Raw genomic sequence first — 17,682 nt, 5'->3', positions numbered from 1 at the left:
GTCGAAGGCGGAGGTGGCGGGGAGGCGGAGTCCGGTGGCCTCGGTGAGGCGGTTGCGCAGTTCGACCACGGTGACCGAGGTCAGGCCCAGGTCGGTGAAGGGGCGTCCGGGCTGGACGGCCTGCCTGCCGGTCAGGCCGAGCAGGTCGGCGAGCTGGTCGCGGACCAGGTCGGTGAGGAGCCGGTCGCGGTCGGCGTCTGGAACGTCGGCGAGGCGCTCGCGCAGGGCGTTCGTGACGGCCTCGTCCGCGGTGGCGGTCCGGGCCGGCACATCGATCAGGTCGTGCAGGAGCGGTGAGCCGGGAGCGGCGGACGGGTCGAGCTTCATCACGACGAGCTGGGCGTCGTCCACGGTGAGGGCGGTGTCCAGGGCGGCCATCGCCTGCTGTTCGGTGAGCGCACCGCTCGTCGCGCCGCTCGCCGTGTCACCCTCGCCCTCCCAGGGGCCCCAGGCGAGGGACCGGGCCGGGATGCCCTGGACGCGCAGGTTCTGGGCGTAGGCGTCGAGGAAGGCGGCCGAAGCGGCCTCGGTGGTCTCGCCGGCCGCGCCCAGCAGGCCCTTGGTCGAAGAGGACAGTACGAAGGCGGTGAGGGCGGCGTCGCGGGTGAGGTCGTGCAGGGTGCGGACCTCGGCGGCCACGCGGGTCTCGGAGGGCTCGTCCACGGCGTCCCAGGCGTGGACGACCAGGGTCAGGGGAGAGGGTGCCTTGGCCAGCGCTCGCTTGAGTTTCGCGCGGTCGTCGAGGTCGGCCTCCGCGAGCCGGACCTCCGTGCCCTGCCGGGTGAGCCAGGCGCGCAGGCCGGCCGCTCCGGCGCCCTGTCCGGGCGGGGTGATCAGCAGCAGGCTGCGGGCGCCGTGGGCGGTGGCGAGGTGGCGGGCGATCGCCGTGCCGCGCCGGGTGTCGGCTCCGGTGACGACGGCGGTGCCCGCGCGGTCGAAGGCTTGATCGGGCTGCGCGACCGTGTCCGTCGCGGCGTCGAGGGTCACGCGTTCCAACCGGGGCAGCAGGACGACACCGTCGCGGATGGCGCTCTGCGGTTCACCGGACGCCACCGTGGCGGCCAGGGCGGCCGTGGCCGCGTCGTCGGCCACGTCGTCCAGGTCCACGACGGCGACACGGCCGGGGTGGGCGGCCTGGAGGGAGCGGACCAGGCCCCACAGCGCCGCCTGGCCGAGGTCCCGCACCGTCTCGCCCGGGTGGGTGGCCACGGCGCCGCGGGTGAGCACGACCAGCCGGGGGCCGGCCGGGTCGGCGGACGTGAGCCAGGGTTCGGCCGTACGCAGGAAGTCCTCGACGCTCGTGCCCGCGGCGGCCGGCAGCAGGGCCACAGAGGGCGTGTCGCCGGTCAGGTCGGTGCCGCAGGCCCGGAGGTGGTCGGCGAGGGCGGTGCCGGGGTCACCGAGGAGCGTCCAGTGGCCGTCGGCCGGCGCGGGCGCGGACGGCTGGGGAACCCAATGGGTGCGGAAAAGGGTGTCGTGGTGGGCGTTGCCGACCGCGCGGAGCCGGGCGGGACCGTCCAGGAGCCGGTGCCGGGTGACCTTACCGGTGGCCGTGCGCGGGATGCTCTCGATCTCGTACAGCTCCTCGGGGACCTTGAAGTACGAGAGCCTCTCGCGGCACAGGGAGAGCGCCTGAGCCGGGTCGAAGCCGCCGGGGGCGGGGACGACGAAGGCGACCGGTACTTCGCCGAAGACGTCGTGCGGCTTGCCGGCCACGGCGGCGTCGGTGACGCCGGGGACCTGGCGCAGCACGTCCTCCACCTCACCGGGGTGGATGTTCTCCCCGGCGCGGATGATGAGTTCCTTGAGCCGTCCGGTGACGGTCAGGTAGCCCGCGCGGTCGCGGACGGCGAGGTCACCGGTGTGGAACCAGCCGTCGCGCAGCGCCTCGGCGGTGGCGTCGGGCTGGTCGTGGTAGCCGACCATGATGTTCGGGCCGCGCACCCAGACCTCGCCCTCGGTTCCGTCGGGCACGTCGAGGCCGGTGCGGTGGTCGACGACCCGCAGCGCGAGGCCCGGCACGGGAAGACCGCAGGAGCCTTCGACGCGGGCGCCGGTCGGCCAGTTGATGGCGATGGAACCGGAGGTCTCGGTGGAGCCGTAGGCGTCGATGAGGGGGGCGTCGAAGGTCTCCTCGACGGAGCGGCGCAGCGCGGCGGTGAGGACGGCGCCGCCGACCAGGCCGACCCGCAGCCGGGGCGCGGTGAAACCGGGGGCCCGCGCGGCGCGGACGAGATAGTGGTAGAGCGTGGGGACACCGGCGATGACCGTGGAGCGGTCCTGTTCCCACAGGTCGAGTACGTCGTCGGCGGAGTGGCCGTCGGTGATGCGGGCGGTGGCACCGACGGCCGTCACGGCCAGCACGCAGACGATGTGGGACAGGCTGTGGAACAGCGGCAGCGGCCACAGCACCCGGTCCTCGGCGGTGAGGCCGAGCGCGGGGACGTAGGCGGCGGCGACCGACCACAGGCAGTTGCGCTGGGTGGCGAGGACGCCTTTGGGGCTGCTGGTGGTGCCGGAGGTGAAGAGCATCCAGGCGACGTCGTCGAGCCCCTGGTCGTCGCGGGCCGGGGTGGCGGGCTCGGTAGCGGCGAAGTGCTCGTAGGCGAGGCACCCGGCGGGGACGGGTCCGTCACCGTCCACCACGATCACGGTCAGCGGGCCGGTGCGGGGGGCCAGCCGGCGCACCGCGGGCACGTGGGCGGCGTCGGTGATGACGACTCGGCTGCCGCTGACGGTGAGCAGGTGCTCCAGCTCTGCAGCGGAGAGGTGCGGGTTGACCGGGACGCCGATGCCGCCGGCGCGGACGACCGCGAAGTAGCTCTCCACCGTCTCGACCCGGTTGCCGAGAAACATCGCCACCCGGTCGCCGGGCAGCAGGCCCAGTCCGGCGAGGTGCCCGGCGAGGCGGCGGGTACGGGCTTCCAGACCGGCGTAGCTGACGGCGCGCCGGGCGTCGAGGTAGGCGGTTCTGTCGCCGAGGCGCTTGCTTTGTTCGGTGAGGAGTTCGTGGATCGGGCGGATCAACTCGGCACGCAGCATGCTGCCTCCACACTCCCGTTTGCTGAGGTACGCGTGCCGCTGCGGCGGCTTCGGCCACGTCCAGCTTCACCCGCGCCGGGCCTCGGGGATCCCCTGAATCACCCCCTCAACTCCCCCTACTTGTGACCCGAGGGGCTTTCTCCGCGGTGTGCAGCGGAACGTCGTTGGTAGGTTCGCCGCACTTCCGGAGGGAGGGGCCGATGCGCACGTCGCAGGCGGATGTCCTGATCGTCGGGTACGGGCCCGTGGGTCAGGTGTTGTCGGTACTGCTTGCCGAGCGGGGCCGGCGCGTGACGGTGGTCGAGCGGTGGGAAGCCCCCTACACGCTGCCGCGGGCGACCAGTTTCGACGGCGAGACGGCGAGGACGCTGGCGGCGCTGGGGGTGGGCGACGCGTTCGCGGAGATCGGACTGCCGGCCGACGCCTACGACTGGCGCAACGCCGACGGCGCGTCGCTGCTCCGCGTCGAGCTGGCGCGGCGGGGCGCGCACGGCTGGCCGGAGGCGACGACCATGCACCAGCCCGCCCTGGAGGAGGCACTGTCCGCCCGCGCGCGGCGGCTGCCGGGGATCGAGGTGGTTCGCGGATGCACGGTGACGGAGCTGTCCGACGACGGGGACCGGGTGGCGGTGACGGCGGCCGACGCGGCGGGGCGGGAGCGGCGGTGGACGGCCTCGTGGGTCGTCGGGTGCGACGGCGCGAACAGTTTCGTACGGGAGCGGCTGCGGGTGCGGTGGAACGACCTGGGCTTCTCCTACGACTGGCTGCTGTGTGACGTGACGCTGGACGTGCCGAGGAAGTTCTCGCCGCTCAACGTGCAGTTCTGCGATCCAGCTCGGCCGACGACGGCGGTGGGCAGCGGACCCGGCCGCAGGCGCTGGGAGTTCATGCGGCTGCCCGGGGAGAGCGTGGCCGAGCTGAACCGGGAGGAGACGGCGTGGCGGCTGCTGGCGCCGTTCGACGTGACCCCGGCCAACGCCACGCTGCGGCGGCACGGCGTCTACCGCTTCCGGGCGGCCTGGGCCGAGGAGTGGCGGCGCGGCCGGGTGCTGCTCGCGGGGGACGCGGCCCACCTGATGCCGCCGTTCACCGGCCAGGGCATGTGCGCGGGCGTCCGGGACGTGCTGAACCTGTCGTGGAAACTGGACCTGGTGCTGAGCGGTGACGCTGGTGAGGAACTGCTGGATACGTACGGCCCCGAGCGCGCCGGACATGTGCGGGAGGCGATCGGCACGGCGGTGCGGCTGGGCAAGGTGCTCTGCGTGACCGACGCGGCCGCGGCGGCGGCCAGGGACGCCGCGCTGCTGGCGGGCGCGGACACCGGCCGGGGCGACGGCGTCGGCGTGCCGCTGCGGACCGGTCTGCTGTACACCGGGGCCGGCGCGGAACCGGTGCCGTCGGCCGGGGAGGTGGTGCCGCAGGGCCGGGTGCGGCGGGGAGGTGTGACCGGGTACTTCGACGAGGTGGTCGGCGCCGGTCCGGTGCTGCTGGGGTCGGCCGCTCCGGCGGCGGCACTCGACGGACCGCGGCTCGCCTTCCTCACCGGGCTCGGCACCCGGATCGTGCACCTGGTGGCGGACGGGGCGCCGGACGCCGGGGCCGCGCCGGACGCCGCCGTGGACGTCGACGGCGTGTACCTGCCGCTGCTGCGGGCGGCTCGGGCGCGGTACCTGCTGGTGCGCCCGGACCACCACGTCTACGGCCCGGCCCGCACCTCACGTGAACTGGCGGCGCTGGTCGACGCGTTCCGTTCGGGGCTGACCGGCCGGCCGGTCACAGCAGGTAGGGCAGTTCCTGGCGCCGTTTGACGTTGACCTTGCGGAAGACGCGGGTGAGGTGCTGCTCGACCGTACTGGCGGTGATGTACAGCTTGGCGGCGATCTCCCGGTTGGTGTACCCCTTGGAGGCCAGTGCCGCGATCTTGCGTTCCTGCCGGGTCAGCGAGGAGACGCCCTCGGGGCGTTCCTCCGCGTCGGCGGCGGGCGCGGCCTCGGAGCCGGCCGGGTCGAGGGCGGCCTTGTGGTACAGGTGTTCGATGCCGGTCTGCTTGGCGAGGTGCCAGGCGCGGTGGGCCACCCGGCGGGCGTTGCGCTGGTCGCCGGCGTCACGGAAGGCAGCGCTGAGGTCGATGAGGGCGCGGGTGAGTCCGTAGTCGTCGCCGCTCTCCTTGAGCATGTCGACGGCCTCGGTGAGCAGTTGCGGGCGGCGGGTGACCCGGCTCACCGCGGCCAGGGTGCGCAGGCTCTGCCCACGTTCCCGGGAGGGGCCGGGAAGCAGCCGGGCGAGCTGTTCGCGTACCAGGCGTTTGGCCTGTTCCTGGTCGTTCTGCGCGAGCCAGGCCTCGGCCGCGCTGAGGCGCCAGGGGACCACGTCGGCACCGGGCCTGCCCCAGGTCTCGGCGAAGCGGCCGCAGGCGAGGAAGTCGGCGAGCGCGGCCTGCGGATGGTGGGTGGCGAGCCGATAGTGGCCGCGGGCGTGCAGGTAGGCGGCGCCGTGGCGGCTGTGCAGGGCGTGTTCGGGCAGCGGCAGCGCCACGTACTTCTCGGCCGCCGACAGGTCTCCGGAGCGGGTGGCGGCCAGAATGGCGAACGCCAGAACGCCGGCGAGGCCGACCCCCCAGCCCTGCGGCGGGACGAGGGCCAGGGCGTGGGCGGCCAGGTCGCGGGCGTGGGCGAGGTTGCCGCGCCGCAGGTGGGCCTCGACGCGCACGGCGAGGAACCGGGCCTGTGAGGCGACGGCGTGGTGGGCGGCGGCCTCGGCCTCCAGTTTCTCGCACCAGGCGACCACCTCGTCCGGCCGACCCGCGTGGCAGAGGCCGCGCAGGGCCAGCACCCCGGACTCCACGTTCCACAACGAGTCGTGGTCGAGGCGGTAGGTGCTCAGCAGGAGTTCGGCGCGCTGGACCAGCTGCTCGTGGCGCCCGTCGACGTAGTCGTCGGACAGGGCGACCGCGGAGGGCAGCCATGGGTCGTGGCAGGGGACGGCCGCGGGGGTGGCCGCGGCGACGGAGTGGGCGAGTCTGCGCAGGCCGGTGTGGAGGGGGTAGGCCATCGCCGCCCAGCTCGTCAGGGAGCGGATGTCCTCGGTGCCGGGTCCGGGCCCGGTGTCCTGCCGGTACCGGGTGCGCAGGACGTCGAGCAGGGCGGTCAGGTCGTGCAGGGCGCCGGTGTCGGCGAGACCGAGGACGAGTTCCGAGACGCCCCGCCGGTCCAGGTGGCCGGCCTTGAAGTCGTCGAGCTGGGGGCGGAGGTGGCGGACGGCCGCCTGCGGTTTCAACTGCCGTTCCAGGCGGCTGAGCCGGGTCAGGACGCGGGCGGCGGTGGTGCCGTCGGTCCGGCTGCGCCGGGCGAGGCCGAGACAGCCGAGGGCGGTGCCGACGTCGCCGGCCGCCAGTGCCTCCTGGGAGGCGGTGAGAAGTACGTCGATGCCGTCGTCGATGCCCGCGTCCCCGGCGCTCGTGAGCTGCCGGGCGACCGTGAGAGCGGAGGCGCCGTTCTCCCGCAGCAGTTCCGCGGCGGCGTGGTGCAGCGCGGTCCGGTCGGCGGCGGGCAGGTTGTCCAGGACGGCGGCGGCACCGGCCGGATGCCGGAACGCGTACCGCTCGGCGCGCGCCGGTGCCGCGGTCCCGGTCCCGGCTGCCGGCACCATGACACCGGTACCGGGCAGGCCCGCGTGGGCGCTCGGCACTCGTGCGTCGGCGCTCAGCAAGCCCGCGTCGGCCAGGGCCCGCAGGGCCCAGCGGGTGGTCTTGGTGTCCTGCCCGGCCAGCGGGGCCACGTCGGCCGGCTCCGGGGCGCCGCCGAGCACCGCAAGGGAGCGGACCACGGCCGGTATCGGCGGCCGGGCGTGGGCCACGAGGTCAAGGAGCGCCTGTCCGTACCCTTCCGGGTGGCCGGTGCCGCCCGTCTGCTGATCGACGATCAGAGCACGTACGGCCAGCGGGTTGCCGCCGCTGACGGCGTACAGGTCGGCGGTGAGCCGGGGGGTGGCGGTGCACGGTCCGAGGAGCCGGGTGGCGAGCCTGTGCACGGCGGCTCGGCTGAGCGGGGCCAGAGGGACGCGCTGGACGTGAGGGCTCGGTGCGAGCCCGCCGAGGAGCGGTGAGCGCGGCCGGCGCATGGTCGGGTTGTCGGTGACAAGCACCAGGATGCGGGTGGAGTGCAGCCAGGCCACGACGCCCGCGAGGAAGTGTAAGGAGGGGGCGTCCACGTAGTGGGCGTTGTCGACACAGATCACCAGGGGGGTGCTTTCGGCCAAGTAAGCCAGTTCCACGGTGAGTTTCTGGAACGCGCCCGCGATCCGGGGGTCCGCGGTGTCCTGGGCCGCGGGGGCGGTGCCGCCGTGGAGGAGGGCGTGCTCGACCGCCGCGGCGAGCAGGGAGCGGAACGCCTCCCGGCGGGCCGGCGGGATGGCCAGGCCGTGGGAGAGTTGGGTCAGCACGCCGAACGGCAGCGCCTCTTCGCGCAGCGACGCGGTGGCCCGCAGGACGCGCGCGGTGCCGGGTTCCAGGGTCTCGAGGAACTCGTGGACCAGTCTGCTCTTGCCGCTGCCGAGCGGTCCCTCGACGACGACCAGCCGTCCTTTGCCGCCGGCGGCGTCCGCCAACGACGCGCGCAGCGCGGTCAGTGCGGCGTCGCGCTCGACCAGATCACGTCGGCCGGTGACGGCGGCCGTAGAATCGCGGCATTCTACAAAACCTAATGACATGCCAGCTCCCGACATTCCCTAGTGTTGTGCGGCCGCGAAGGGAACACCGCCGCTCGAACTGCTTGACGTACGGGCAGACGACAGCGGTGACGTTTCACGTCACGGCGAGAATGATGGAGGAAAAAAGACAGGTAAAAACCGGAGTCTTTGTGGTGACGGTGTGTGGTCAAGGCGCGGGTGGGCGCGCACCGAATGAGTGGGAGGACACCGAATGGGTGGGAGCAACTCTCAGAATCATGGATAAATCGCCGCGCACCGAAATGTCAAGCGATTGAGTCGTACGTCACGAACTGCTCCGGCTTCGCGCGCGGGCCGGGTGCGGCGGGGGAACGGGGCACTCGCGCCGAGTGTCCCGTTCTCTCGAAATGTCGGCGTCGTGCCGAGCTGATCCGCTGTCAGACCAGTTGCACGGCTTGCTCGTAGGACGGCCGCGCTCCCCGCTCGCGGAACGCGTTTTCGGCAGGGTGGCCGATGTTGACCAGCAGGATCGACTTCCACCGGCCGTCGGGGAAGAACTCCTCATCGACGGCGCGCGCGTTGAAGCCGCCCATCGGGCCCGCGGCCAGGCCCGCGGCCCGCACGGCCAGCACGAAGTAACCGGCCTGGAGCCTGGCGTTGAGGTCCATCTGGGCCACCCGCAGGGCCTCGTTGGACTCCAGTACCGCCCGGAGCTCAGGGTTGGACGGGGCCAGGAAGGGGACGTACTCCGCGAACTGCGTGTCCGCCGCCAGCACCGCGGTGACCGGGGCCGATGCGGTCTGCTCACGGTTGGGCGGTGCCACGCCGTCGAGGAGTCGGCGCTTGCCGTCCTCGGTGCGGACGTAGAGGATCCGCAGCGGGTTGATATTCGCCGAGGTCGGAGCCCACTTGAAGAGTTCGTATATGGCCTTCAGGTGGTCGTCCCCGACCGGCTCGTCGCGGAAGGCATAGGCCGTCTTCGCCTCGGTGAACAGTAATGCCTGTCCTTCGGGGGAAAGTGCGTACAAGCTCTGGTCCACTTCGGAGACCAGGGTGCTGTCCGACATGTCGAAATGCTCCTCTTTCATGGTACACGCGGTGCGTGATTGCCTGGCACAGCGTACGCGTTCGACGAGCCCGTCCACAGGCCGAAACCCGCTGTTGTGAAGGGGGATTTGGCCGCTGCCGGAAGAAAATGGCGCAAGGACATCGGTGCGGTCTACCGCGGGCTGATCGCACGTGGCAGGCTTGGCGCATGCGCCCGCCGACGATCCGCCGCCGCGACGAGTGGGCGGTCCTTTGAGGGCCGCCGTGCTGACGGAGCCCGGTGTGCTGTCCGTGACCTCCGTGCCGGACCCCACGTGCGGTGCCGGAGAGGTGCTGATCAGGATGCGCGGCACCGGCCTGTGCGGCTCCGACCTCGCGGTGTACGCGGGACGGCGGCCCCCGCCGCGCCGGCCGTGGATCCTGGGCCACGAGGGTGCCGGCCGCGTGGCCGCGATCGGCGTCGGTGTCGAGGGCCTGACGGTCGGTCAGGACGTGGTCATCGAGCCGGACTACTGCTGTCTGGCGTGCCCGCCGTGCCGGGAGGGACGGACGTCGGCCTGTGCCGGCCGGGCCGCGGTCGGGCTGACCGTGCCGGGGCTGCTGAGCGAATACGCGGTGGCGCCGGTGGAGTTCGTGTGGCCGGTCGCGCCGGACGTGCCACTGAAGGACCTGGTCTGCGTGGAGCCGGCGACCGTGGCATGGGCGGCGCTGCGCCGCTCAGGCATCACGCCCGGCCTCTCCTGCCTCGTGACCGGTGCCGGCTCGCAGGGCCTGCTGCTGTGCCGGGCACTGGTCGAGCACGGGGTGACGGTGTACGTCCAGGAGCCCAACGCGGCCCGCCTTGAACGGGCTTGTTCCCTGGGCGCGCTGTCGGCGCCGCAGGGCGGCGAGACATTCCCGTACCTCTTCGAGACCTCCGGCGCCTCCGGAGCCGTCGAGCAGGGGCTGCGGCGCCTCGCCCCGTACGGCACCGCCGTACTGATCGGCCTCGGCACCGCGCCGCTCGAGCTCTCTCCCCGTGACCTGGTGGCCGGGCAGGTCACCCTCATCGGCAGCATGGTCTACGACCACCCCGGAGACTTCGCCCGGACCGTCGGCGCGCTGCGCTCACCGTCATCCTCCCCCCTAGGCGCGGTGGTCAGCGATGGCTACCCCCTGGACGACGTCGACGAGGCGTTCGCCGCGGCGGCCACCGCATCGGGCAAGGTGTGGGTCGACCTCGGGTGACCGGCTGAGGGGGGTGATAGGGGTGGGAACGCCGCTCACGCACAGGGAGACTGTGACGCAGATTGTGACAGGCAAGCGTTCCCAGCGTGCTCCGTGGTTGTCCGTGGAAGGGACTTCTCAGCGACATGGCCGACCCGACCGAGCGGAACAGTGCGTGGATCCGCCGCTACCACCCCCGTTCCGACAGTGACGTCCGGCTGGTCTGTCTGCCCCACGCCGGCGGCTCCGCCTCCTTCTACCACCCGGTCTCGGCGGCGATGCCGCCCTCCGTCGACGTCGTGGCCCTGCAGTACCCGGGCCGGCAGGACCGGCGCGCCGAGCCCTGTGCGACCAGCATCGCCGAGCTGGCCGACGAGGCGGTGGCGGAACTGCTGCCCTGGGCGGACCGGCCATTGCTCTTCTTCGGGCACAGCCTCGGAGCGACCCTCGGCTTCGAGATCGCGCGCCGGCTGGAGAACGACCACGGCATCGTCCTGGGGGGCCTGTTCGTCTCCGCCCGACGTGCACCGTCCCGCGTCCGGGTGGAGACCGTGCACCTGCGGGACGACCAGGGCGTCCTCGCGGAGATACGCCGGCTGAACGGCACGGACGCGGGACTCCTCACCGATCCGGAGGTGCAGCGGATGGTGCTGCCGGCGATCCGCGCCGACTACCGGGCCATCGAGACCTACCGGTACGAGCCGGGGCCGAAGCTGCGGTGCCCGGTGGTGTGCCTGATCGGTGACGACGATCCCAAGGTGACCCTGGACGAGGCGCGGGCCTGGGCCAAGCACACCGAAGGGCCGTTCACGCTCCGGGCCTTCGCCGGCGGCCACTTCTATCTGTCGGCGCACCAGGCGCCGATCGTCGGACTGATCGCGGGGCACGCCGCGACAGCCGTATCCCCGAACACCCCTTACCCCACGGTGCAGGGCCCGACGACGGCGTAAGGGGGGTACCCCTCCTGCACGGGCCCGAGAATCTGGGGTTCCCGCGCTGACCTCGTCACTTTAAGGTGCGGTACGTGGAAGACATGACCAGCGCGCTCCTTTCCGAGGACGTCACCCGGCAGGACTGGGCCGGTGTCCGGATTCCCGATTCCTTCCGCGGCATCGTCACCCGCAAGGACGAGACCGGCCTCTTCGAGGGGGTGGACTCGGCCGACAAGGATCCGCGGAAGTCGCTCCATATGGCGGAAGTGCCGACCCCGTCGCCCGGCCCCGGTGAGGCGCTGGTGGCCGTGATGGCCTCCTCGGTCAACTACAACACCGTGTGGTCGGCCGTCTTCGAACCCCTGCCGACGTTCCGCTTCCTGGAGCGCTACGGCAGGCTCAGTGCGTCGGCCCGCCGGCACGACCTGCCTTACCACGTCCTGGGATCGGACCTGGCGGGCGTGGTGCTGCGCACCGGTCCGGGCGTCAACATCTGGAAGCCCGGCGACGAGGTCGTCGCGCACTGCCTCAGTGTGGAACTGGAGTCCGCCGACGGCCACGGCGACACCATGCTCGACCCCGAGCAGCGCATCTGGGGCTTCGAGACCAACTTCGGCGGCCTGGCGGAGATCGCGCTGGTGAAGTCCAACCAGCTCATGCCCAAGCCCGCGCATCTGAGCTGGGAGGAGGCCGCCGCCCCCGGCCTGGTCAACTCCACCGCCTACCGCCAGCTCGTCTCCCGCAACGGCGCCCAGATGAAGCAGGGCGACAACGTCCTTGTCTGGGGGGCGAGCGGTGGCCTCGGCTCGTACGCCACGCAACTCGTCCTCGCCGGCGGTGCCACACCGGTCTGCGTGGTCTCCTCGCCGCAGAAGGCCGAGATATGCAGGGGGATGGGCGCCGAGGCCGTCATCGACCGCGACGCCGAGGACTACCGCTTCTGGCAGGACGCCCACACCCAGGACCCGAAGGAATGGAAACGGTTCGGCGGCCGCATCCGTGAGCTGACCGGCGGCGAGGACGTCGACATCGTCTTCGAGCACCCCGGCCGCGAGACCTTCGGCGCCAGTGTGTACGTCACGCGCAAGGGGGGCACCGTCGTCACCTGCGCGTCGACGTCCGGCTACGAGCACGTCTACGACAACCGGTACCTGTGGATGTCGCTGAAGCGCATCATCGGCTCGCACTTCGCCAACTACCGCGAGGCGTGGGAGGCCAACCGGCTGATCGCCAAGGGCAGGATCCACCCCACCCTGTCCAAGGTCTACTCCCTCCAGGACACCGGCCAGGCCGCCTACGACGTCCACCGCAACCTGCACCAGGGCAAGGTCGGCGTGCTGTGCCTGGCGCCCGAGGAAGGCCTGGGCGTGCGCGACAAGGAGACGCGGGCCCGGCACATCGAAGCCATCAACCGCTTCCGGGTCACTGAGGACCCGCCCCCGGAGGAGACGGCCACTCCCTGACGACGGGTACCTGCTCACCCGGCGATCACCTTCGGTCACTGTGTACACGTCATGCCGAGAGCCGGGAGCAAGGTTCCTCGGAATCTTCGAGTTCGAGGAGTGCCGATGTACAGTGAACAACGCCCTTGACCTGCACAAAGCAGGCAGGGAGCCGAGTTGAAAATGCTGCGCACCATGTTCAAGTCCAAGATCTAGCATCTGGGCGGATCTGAGCCGGATCACCGGCGCCAAGGCTCCCTCCGGGATGCAGCTCGATGGCGGGCACGCCGTCCCCTGGCCCAAGAACAGCAATGCTCCCTTCCGCAGCCTCGGCACAAGCAAGAGCCCTCCCGCGGCGCCGGTGGCAGGTCCCGAAAGGCGGGCGAGGCCCGCAAGCTCGCCGAGGCCCGCAGGACCGCCCTCGTGCATCGCAACGGCTGAGAGCCGTTGCCCTGGCAGCCTGGCCACGGGATCGACAACTCTTGGCCCGACCCGAAGCCGTCCTGTGTGCCTCACCTACGAAGTCAACGCCGCTGGCCGCGAGAGGGTGCCCGCCGAAACGGACAGGATGATGTTGCCGGCACATCGCACTGCGCCCGGCATGACAAGCTGTGCTTGCCCACCCCCCGAACCCAGGAGGTCAACATGTCCGCAGAGCCCGTATCTACGGAAGGTTCGGAGCCGGCTGCCCCCGAGACGTCTCCTCTGGAGCCGGACAGCGACGGCAACTACGACCTCAAGCGCAAGTTCCGCGAAGCCCTGGCGCGCAAGCGTGGTGTGCAGGCGGATGCCGCTGATATGGCCGCCAAGTCCGATGCATCAAAGGTGCGTTCGGCGCACGGCCCGGCTGCGAGCCAGCGGTCGTTCAGGCGCAAGAGCGGCGGCTGAGTCGATGAGTCCCGCGATCTACTGACCTTGAATGCGTGATGTCGTCATGGTGGCTGGCACCGGAGGCCGGTGCCGGTGAGGCAGGCGTCGAGGACGTCGGGGCGGTACTGGAGCTGGCGTAGGCCGCGCCGGGCAGCGGTGATCAGGTCGTCGGCGTCGGCGAACGCGCGGTTGGCTGTGGTGGTGCGTCGCAGGACGGACCAGATGCCTTCGACCGGGTTGAGGTCGGGTGCGTAGGGCGGCAGTTGGAAGACGGTGAGCCAGTCGCGGTCGGCGATGTAGCGGCGCACTCCGGCCGTCAGGTGTGTGTTGAGACTGTCCCAGACCAGCACGATCGGGCCGCCGAGCTGCCGGTGGGCGGTCTGGCTCAGGTCGCGGTACTCCTTCCAGGAGAAGCTCTTGCGCCCATCAGGCCGGGCGTCCGGGCAGGGACGGTAGATCAGCCGCGAGGGTTCGCCGGCCTTGTAGCAGGCCAGGGCGGCCACCGATAAGCGGCGGCGGGAGCGGCCCCGCACGCGGATCACCGGGGTGTGGCCGCGGCGCGACCAGGTGCGGGTGGTCGGCGGCGTCATCGAGAAACCGGCCTCGTCCTCGAAGACGAGCCAGGCCCCGAGCGCCGCCACGGTCCTTCCACGCTCGGCCAGGTCTCCTTCACCCAGCCGGCCACCGCCGCCTCGTCGCGCTTCACCGCCCGCCGGGCCGCACCTGGCAGCTCGAGCCACGCCTCTTGAGCAGCGCGGCCACACCCTGCACGGTGTAGCTCTTGTGGAACCGGCGCCCGATGAGCGTCTTGATCCGTGACAGGGTCCGGGTCTGGTCCGGCCAGCCGTGTGCCACCGGCCCCTTGGCCAGTTCCCGCTCCAGCACCGCGAACAACTCGTCACTGAGCAGCGGCAATGACGCAGGACCCCTGGATGCCAGGGCTCTCGGCCCGCCCTGGGGCCAGGCCCTGCGCCAGCGCTGCACCGACCGGACACTGACCCGTAGCTCGTGCGCGATGACCGCGTTCTCGTCGCCTTGGACGAACCGCTCGGCCGCCTCCATCCTCAGCTGCTCGCGGAAGGCCCGCCGCTCGTCGGTCAGCCCGCCCCCTTGCGCATACCTCATGCAGTCGGCATACCGCAGGGATCATGAGGCGTCAGCCCCTACGACACCACGCTTTGAAGGTCAGTAACCGCTTCACCGGCACTCGCGCTATCCAGTCGCGCGACCGTGCAGTGGCCCGCGACGTGCGCATGCCCGTGCGCGCGTCGCGGGCGGGGCATAGCCGGGGGACTCGTCTGGGGCCCAGACGCGGTTGGCTCGGGCCGGTGGCGCCGCCGAACTGGAATTCCGGGATGAGGGCACTGCCTTGTCCGAGGGTACGCGGCCGGTGTTGCGCACCTTGCGTGCCCCTGTACCGCTGTCAAAACGACTGCGGCTGTTGTCAGTTCCTCGCCGTCCGGGCCTGAGGCTCGTACGGCGGGGCCACAGCACCGTCTCCTCCACGAAGGCATGGCTGAAGACCAGCTGCACCGCCTGCTTCAGACAGCGTTCCCGCTGATGAAGGTCGTCGAGGGTCAGGTACTGACCCGTCAGCCGCCGTTTCCTCGTGTCACGGCGTTGCCGCACCAGGATGCTGCTGTTTCCACCGAGCTGATCGACGGTCTGGTCCTTGATGGTCTTCGATATGGCCGCTACCGTGCGTGCCGGAGACGGGCCGTGACGCTTGTCGGAACCACCCTGACCTCCACGCCCGCCCGCACCATCTTTTGGGAGAGCAGCCCTTATGCGGGGCGCGCCCCCAGAACGTGCCGAAACGTTGCGCTTCGGCTGGGTCAAAATCTGTGTCCGCGAGCCGAGGTTTCAACGGGACAGGCAGGAAGATTCTCTAACGCATTAAGTGGGGTGGGATTCTTCACCGTACACAGGCCGCTGCGGCGTGCTCCTCTCGATGTCAGTTGCAGTTGTGGTTCCCAAAACTTCAAGTGCTCTCCGGTTCGGCGCCTGCGCTGCTGGAACCGCTTTTGTTATCTGGTTTCTTTTCCGGACGGGGTGATCATCTACTTGTAGCTGGATCCCGCGTCCTTCGGGGTGCGCGCCGCAGCTACTCGCATTTTCCCGGAGTGGTTTCGCCTGCGGGCGACAACCAGGAAAACCGTCGGCTCCCCGCATACGGAGCATCCTTCACGGGTGCCCGCATCCCTTCATCGCGGTGGACTCCCGAACATTGCGTCTGCTTCGCGCCACTCATTCCAGCTCCTGTGCCCGCACGGATTTTTCGTCGGTCAGATTCGCTTTCGCATTCCATCGGTCCATTCTTGCGATTCGCTGTGCTACTGATCCCTGCGGGAATTCCTTGATATGTGCCGCATCGAGGAAGTTTCCGCATGAACCGCACACGCACGAACGACCGCTTCACCCGCACCCGTAACGGCGGCGTCGAATCCGGAAGGGGTGACAGTCGATTCGGTTCGTCGGCCAGGAGCTCCGGCGGGCCGGGCCGTTCCGGTGATTACGGCCGCCGGCCCGCCGCGGTCCAGAAGGAGTTTGCGCTGCCTTCTTCGGGTGACGGGCCGCCCCTCCGCTACATCTCCTGATCGTCCGGCGCGGCTCAGGCCGTCTGACCGCTCGCCCCGGCTCAGGTGGCGTCAGGATCGTAGACGTGCGCGGGAGCCTGCTCCGGCGAGGCTGCTCGGCTCGCCCCACTGTCGGTTCGCGCGCCCCGCTCAGTCGGCTCGCTCGGCTCGTCGTTCACCGCGTCGGCCAGTTCCGCCAACTCCGCCCGTGGGTCCAGGGCGGAGCGGATCTCCTCGATCCCGAGGCCGTCGGCGTCGAGGAGGTGCTTGCGCACGAACGTCTTCGGGTGCAGGTCCGACAGCTCCAGGTCTTTGAACTCCGGACCCAGTTCCGAGCGGACATCCTCCCTGGCGGCCTCAGAGAACGCGCGGACCTTCCGCAGGAACCCGCTCACCTTCTGTATGACCTCGGGCAGCTTGTCGGGGCCGAACAGCAGGATGATCATAATTCCCAGGACGAGCAGGTCCAGGGGGCTCACGTCGAACAACGTCGGTGCCTCCGCTCTGTCACCGAAGGGGATGGCGGGCTCATGGCCGGACCAACTGGGTCTCGGCGGCGCTGACGTCGACGGCCGGTTCCGGCGGAGGTCGGCGGGCCGTGTCGCTGACCTTGATCAGAACAGCGACCAGCAGCCAGTTGGCCACCATGGACGAGCCGCCCTGGGCGAGGAACGGCAGGGCCTTGCCGGTGAGCGGGATGAGCCCGGTGACCCCACCCACGACGACGAAGACCTGGAGAACGAGCGCCGAGGCCAGGCCCCCGGCGAGCAGCTTGCCGAACGGATCGGTGACGGTCAGGGCCGTGCGCAGGCCCCGCTCGGCGAGCAGCGCGTAGAGCAGGATGACGAGCGTCACCCCGACCAGGCCCAGTTCCTCGCCGACCGTGGTGAGGATGAAGTCACTGCGCCCGGCGAACCCGATGAGCTCCGGATGGCCCTCGCCGAGACCGGTGCCGAAGAAGCCGCCCGAGCCGAAGCTGAACAGGGCCTGGGCGGCCTGGTCCGAGATCAGCCCCGGTGGGCGCTTGTCGGGCGGGAGGAAGATGTCCATCGGGTGCAGCCAGGCGACGACACGGCCGTGGACATGCGGTTCGAAGGAGCCGACGACGAAGGCGCCGACGGCGAACATGACGACGCCGAACACCACCCAGCTGGTCCGCTCGGTGGCGACGTACAGCATGATCACGAACAGGCCGAAGAAGATCAGCGAGGTGCCGAGGTCCCGCTCGAAGACCAGGACGAGCAGGCTCAGGATCCACACGGCCGCGACCGGGCCGAGCTGCCGGCCGCGCGGCAGATACATGCCCATGAGCCGCCGCCCGGCGAGCGCGAGGGCGTCCCTGCGCATCGTCAGATACCCGGCGAAGAACACCACGATGACGATCTTCACGAACTCGCCGGGCTGGAAGGACAGCGGCCCGATGAAGATCCACCGCTTGGCACCGTAGACGTCACCGGGGTAGAACGCCGGCGCCATCAACAGGACCATGCCCACGGCGATCGTGACGTACGGATACCGCTGCAGCCTGCGGTGGTCTCGCAGCGGCACCACCGCGGCGGCGAACACCGCCGTAGCTATCCCGCACCACATGAGCTGACCCGGCGCCGCGGCCGTCGAGTGGTGGTAGTGCGACGCGTAGGCGATGTCGAGACGGTGGATCAGGACGAGACCCAGACCGCTCAGCAGGGTGGCCAGGGGCAGGATCAGCGGATCGGCATGCGGCGCGAACCGGCGTACGACAACGTGGCACACCAGGGGCAGCGCGGCTGCGGCCGCGCACGTCGCCGCCATGCCCGGGGGCAGCTTCCCGGTGACGGCGAGGGCCGTCTCGGCGTAACCGTACATGCAGATGAAAATGGCGCCTATCAGCAGGACCAGTTCCAGTCCCCGGTCGCTCAGGCG

At 70.9% G+C, this 17,682-nt stretch carries 12 protein-coding genes and 2 pseudogenes; 8 read left to right on the top strand and 6 right to left on the bottom strand.

Going from position 1 to position 17,682, the window contains the following annotated elements:
* On the bottom strand, window positions 1-3,042 hold a 3,042-nt coding region (locus tag FRZ03_RS31495; protein WP_146468483.1), incomplete at its 3' end, for an AMP-binding protein.
* Window positions 3,043-3,242: 200 nt separating this feature from the next.
* Here FRZ03_RS31495 and mhpA point away from each other — a divergent pair.
* A complete protein-coding gene (gene mhpA, locus FRZ03_RS31490; protein ID WP_146468482.1) occupies window positions 3,243-4,850 on the top strand; it encodes a bifunctional 3-(3-hydroxy-phenyl)propionate/3-hydroxycinnamic acid hydroxylase MhpA in 1,608 nt (535 codons plus the stop codon).
* Here mhpA and FRZ03_RS31485 read toward each other — a convergent pair.
* Together FRZ03_RS31485 and FRZ03_RS31480 are read right to left on the bottom strand one after the other, a co-directional pair.
* Window positions 4,816-7,749, bottom strand: coding sequence for a helix-turn-helix transcriptional regulator (locus tag FRZ03_RS31485; RefSeq protein ID WP_186785721.1), 2,934 nt, complete (start codon window positions 7,747-7,749; stop codon window positions 4,816-4,818). The two genes, mhpA and FRZ03_RS31485, sit on opposite strands and share 35 nt — an antisense overlap.
* A gap of 395 nt (window positions 7,750-8,144) precedes the next feature.
* Window positions 8,145-8,774: a malonic semialdehyde reductase gene (locus tag FRZ03_RS31480; RefSeq protein WP_146468480.1), complete on the bottom strand. Its 630-nt coding sequence runs from the start codon at window positions 8,772-8,774 to the stop codon at window positions 8,145-8,147.
* 262 nt (window positions 8,775-9,036) lie between these two features.
* Between FRZ03_RS31480 and FRZ03_RS31475 the strand changes: the two genes are divergently transcribed.
* From FRZ03_RS31475 to FRZ03_RS31455, 5 genes and pseudogenes are all read left to right on the top strand, one after another.
* The gene (locus tag FRZ03_RS31475; protein WP_261399418.1) at window positions 9,037-9,981 is read left to right on the top strand and encodes a zinc-dependent alcohol dehydrogenase; all 945 of its coding nucleotides are present in this window, start codon (window positions 9,037-9,039) and stop codon (window positions 9,979-9,981) included.
* Between the two features lie 125 nt (window positions 9,982-10,106).
* Window positions 10,107-10,910 carry a thioesterase II family protein gene (locus FRZ03_RS31470; RefSeq protein WP_146468478.1) on the top strand — a complete coding sequence of 268 codons (804 nt, stop codon included), beginning with the start codon at window positions 10,107-10,109 and terminating at the stop codon, window positions 10,908-10,910.
* Between the two features lie 83 nt (window positions 10,911-10,993).
* On the top strand, window positions 10,994-12,355 hold the full coding sequence (ccrA, locus tag FRZ03_RS31465) for a crotonyl-CoA carboxylase/reductase (RefSeq protein ID WP_146468492.1): 1,362 nt from the start codon (window positions 10,994-10,996) through the stop codon (window positions 12,353-12,355).
* A 202-nt stretch (window positions 12,356-12,557) separates the two neighbouring features.
* A pseudogene (locus tag FRZ03_RS40690) lies at window positions 12,558-12,775 on the top strand (DEAD/DEAH box helicase); the annotation flags it as partial.
* Between the two features lie 204 nt (window positions 12,776-12,979).
* On the top strand, window positions 12,980-13,222 hold the full coding sequence (locus tag FRZ03_RS31455) for a DUF5302 domain-containing protein (RefSeq protein ID WP_146468477.1): 243 nt from the start codon (window positions 12,980-12,982) through the stop codon (window positions 13,220-13,222).
* Between the two features lie 44 nt (window positions 13,223-13,266).
* Here the strand turns inward: FRZ03_RS31455 and FRZ03_RS41480 are convergent.
* Window positions 13,267-14,329, bottom strand: a pseudogene (locus FRZ03_RS41480) (IS630 family transposase).
* A 387-nt stretch (window positions 14,330-14,716) separates the two neighbouring features.
* Here FRZ03_RS41480 and FRZ03_RS39860 point away from each other — a divergent pair.
* Window positions 14,717-15,274, top strand: a complete 558-nt coding sequence (locus tag FRZ03_RS39860; RefSeq protein ID WP_222443354.1) for a hypothetical protein — start codon at window positions 14,717-14,719, stop codon at window positions 15,272-15,274.
* Window positions 15,275-15,591: 317 nt separating this feature from the next.
* Window positions 15,592-15,801 carry a hypothetical protein gene (locus FRZ03_RS31440; RefSeq protein ID WP_261398793.1) on the top strand — a complete coding sequence of 70 codons (210 nt, stop codon included), beginning with the start codon at window positions 15,592-15,594 and terminating at the stop codon, window positions 15,799-15,801.
* 41 nt (window positions 15,802-15,842) lie between these two features.
* Here FRZ03_RS31440 and FRZ03_RS31435 read toward each other — a convergent pair whose 3' ends face one another.
* Window positions 15,843-16,259 (bottom strand): Sec-independent protein translocase subunit TatB, encoded by a 417-nt coding sequence (locus FRZ03_RS31435; protein WP_315902630.1) that lies wholly within the window; start codon window positions 16,257-16,259, stop codon window positions 15,843-15,845.
* Window positions 16,260-16,308: 49 nt separating this feature from the next.
* The gene (locus tag FRZ03_RS31430; RefSeq protein WP_261398796.1) at window positions 16,309-17,625 is read right to left on the bottom strand and encodes an FtsW/RodA/SpoVE family cell cycle protein; all 1,317 of its coding nucleotides are present in this window, start codon (window positions 17,623-17,625) and stop codon (window positions 16,309-16,311) included.
* Between the last annotated feature and the right edge of the window lie 57 nt (window positions 17,626-17,682).

The organism is Streptomyces misionensis (assembly GCF_007896895.1).
GTDB lineage: Bacteria > Actinomycetota > Actinomycetes > Streptomycetales > Streptomycetaceae > Streptomyces > Streptomyces misionensis_A.
The sequence above is the reverse complement of the archived record's forward strand: the minus strand, read 5'-3'. Positions and strand labels throughout refer to the sequence as shown.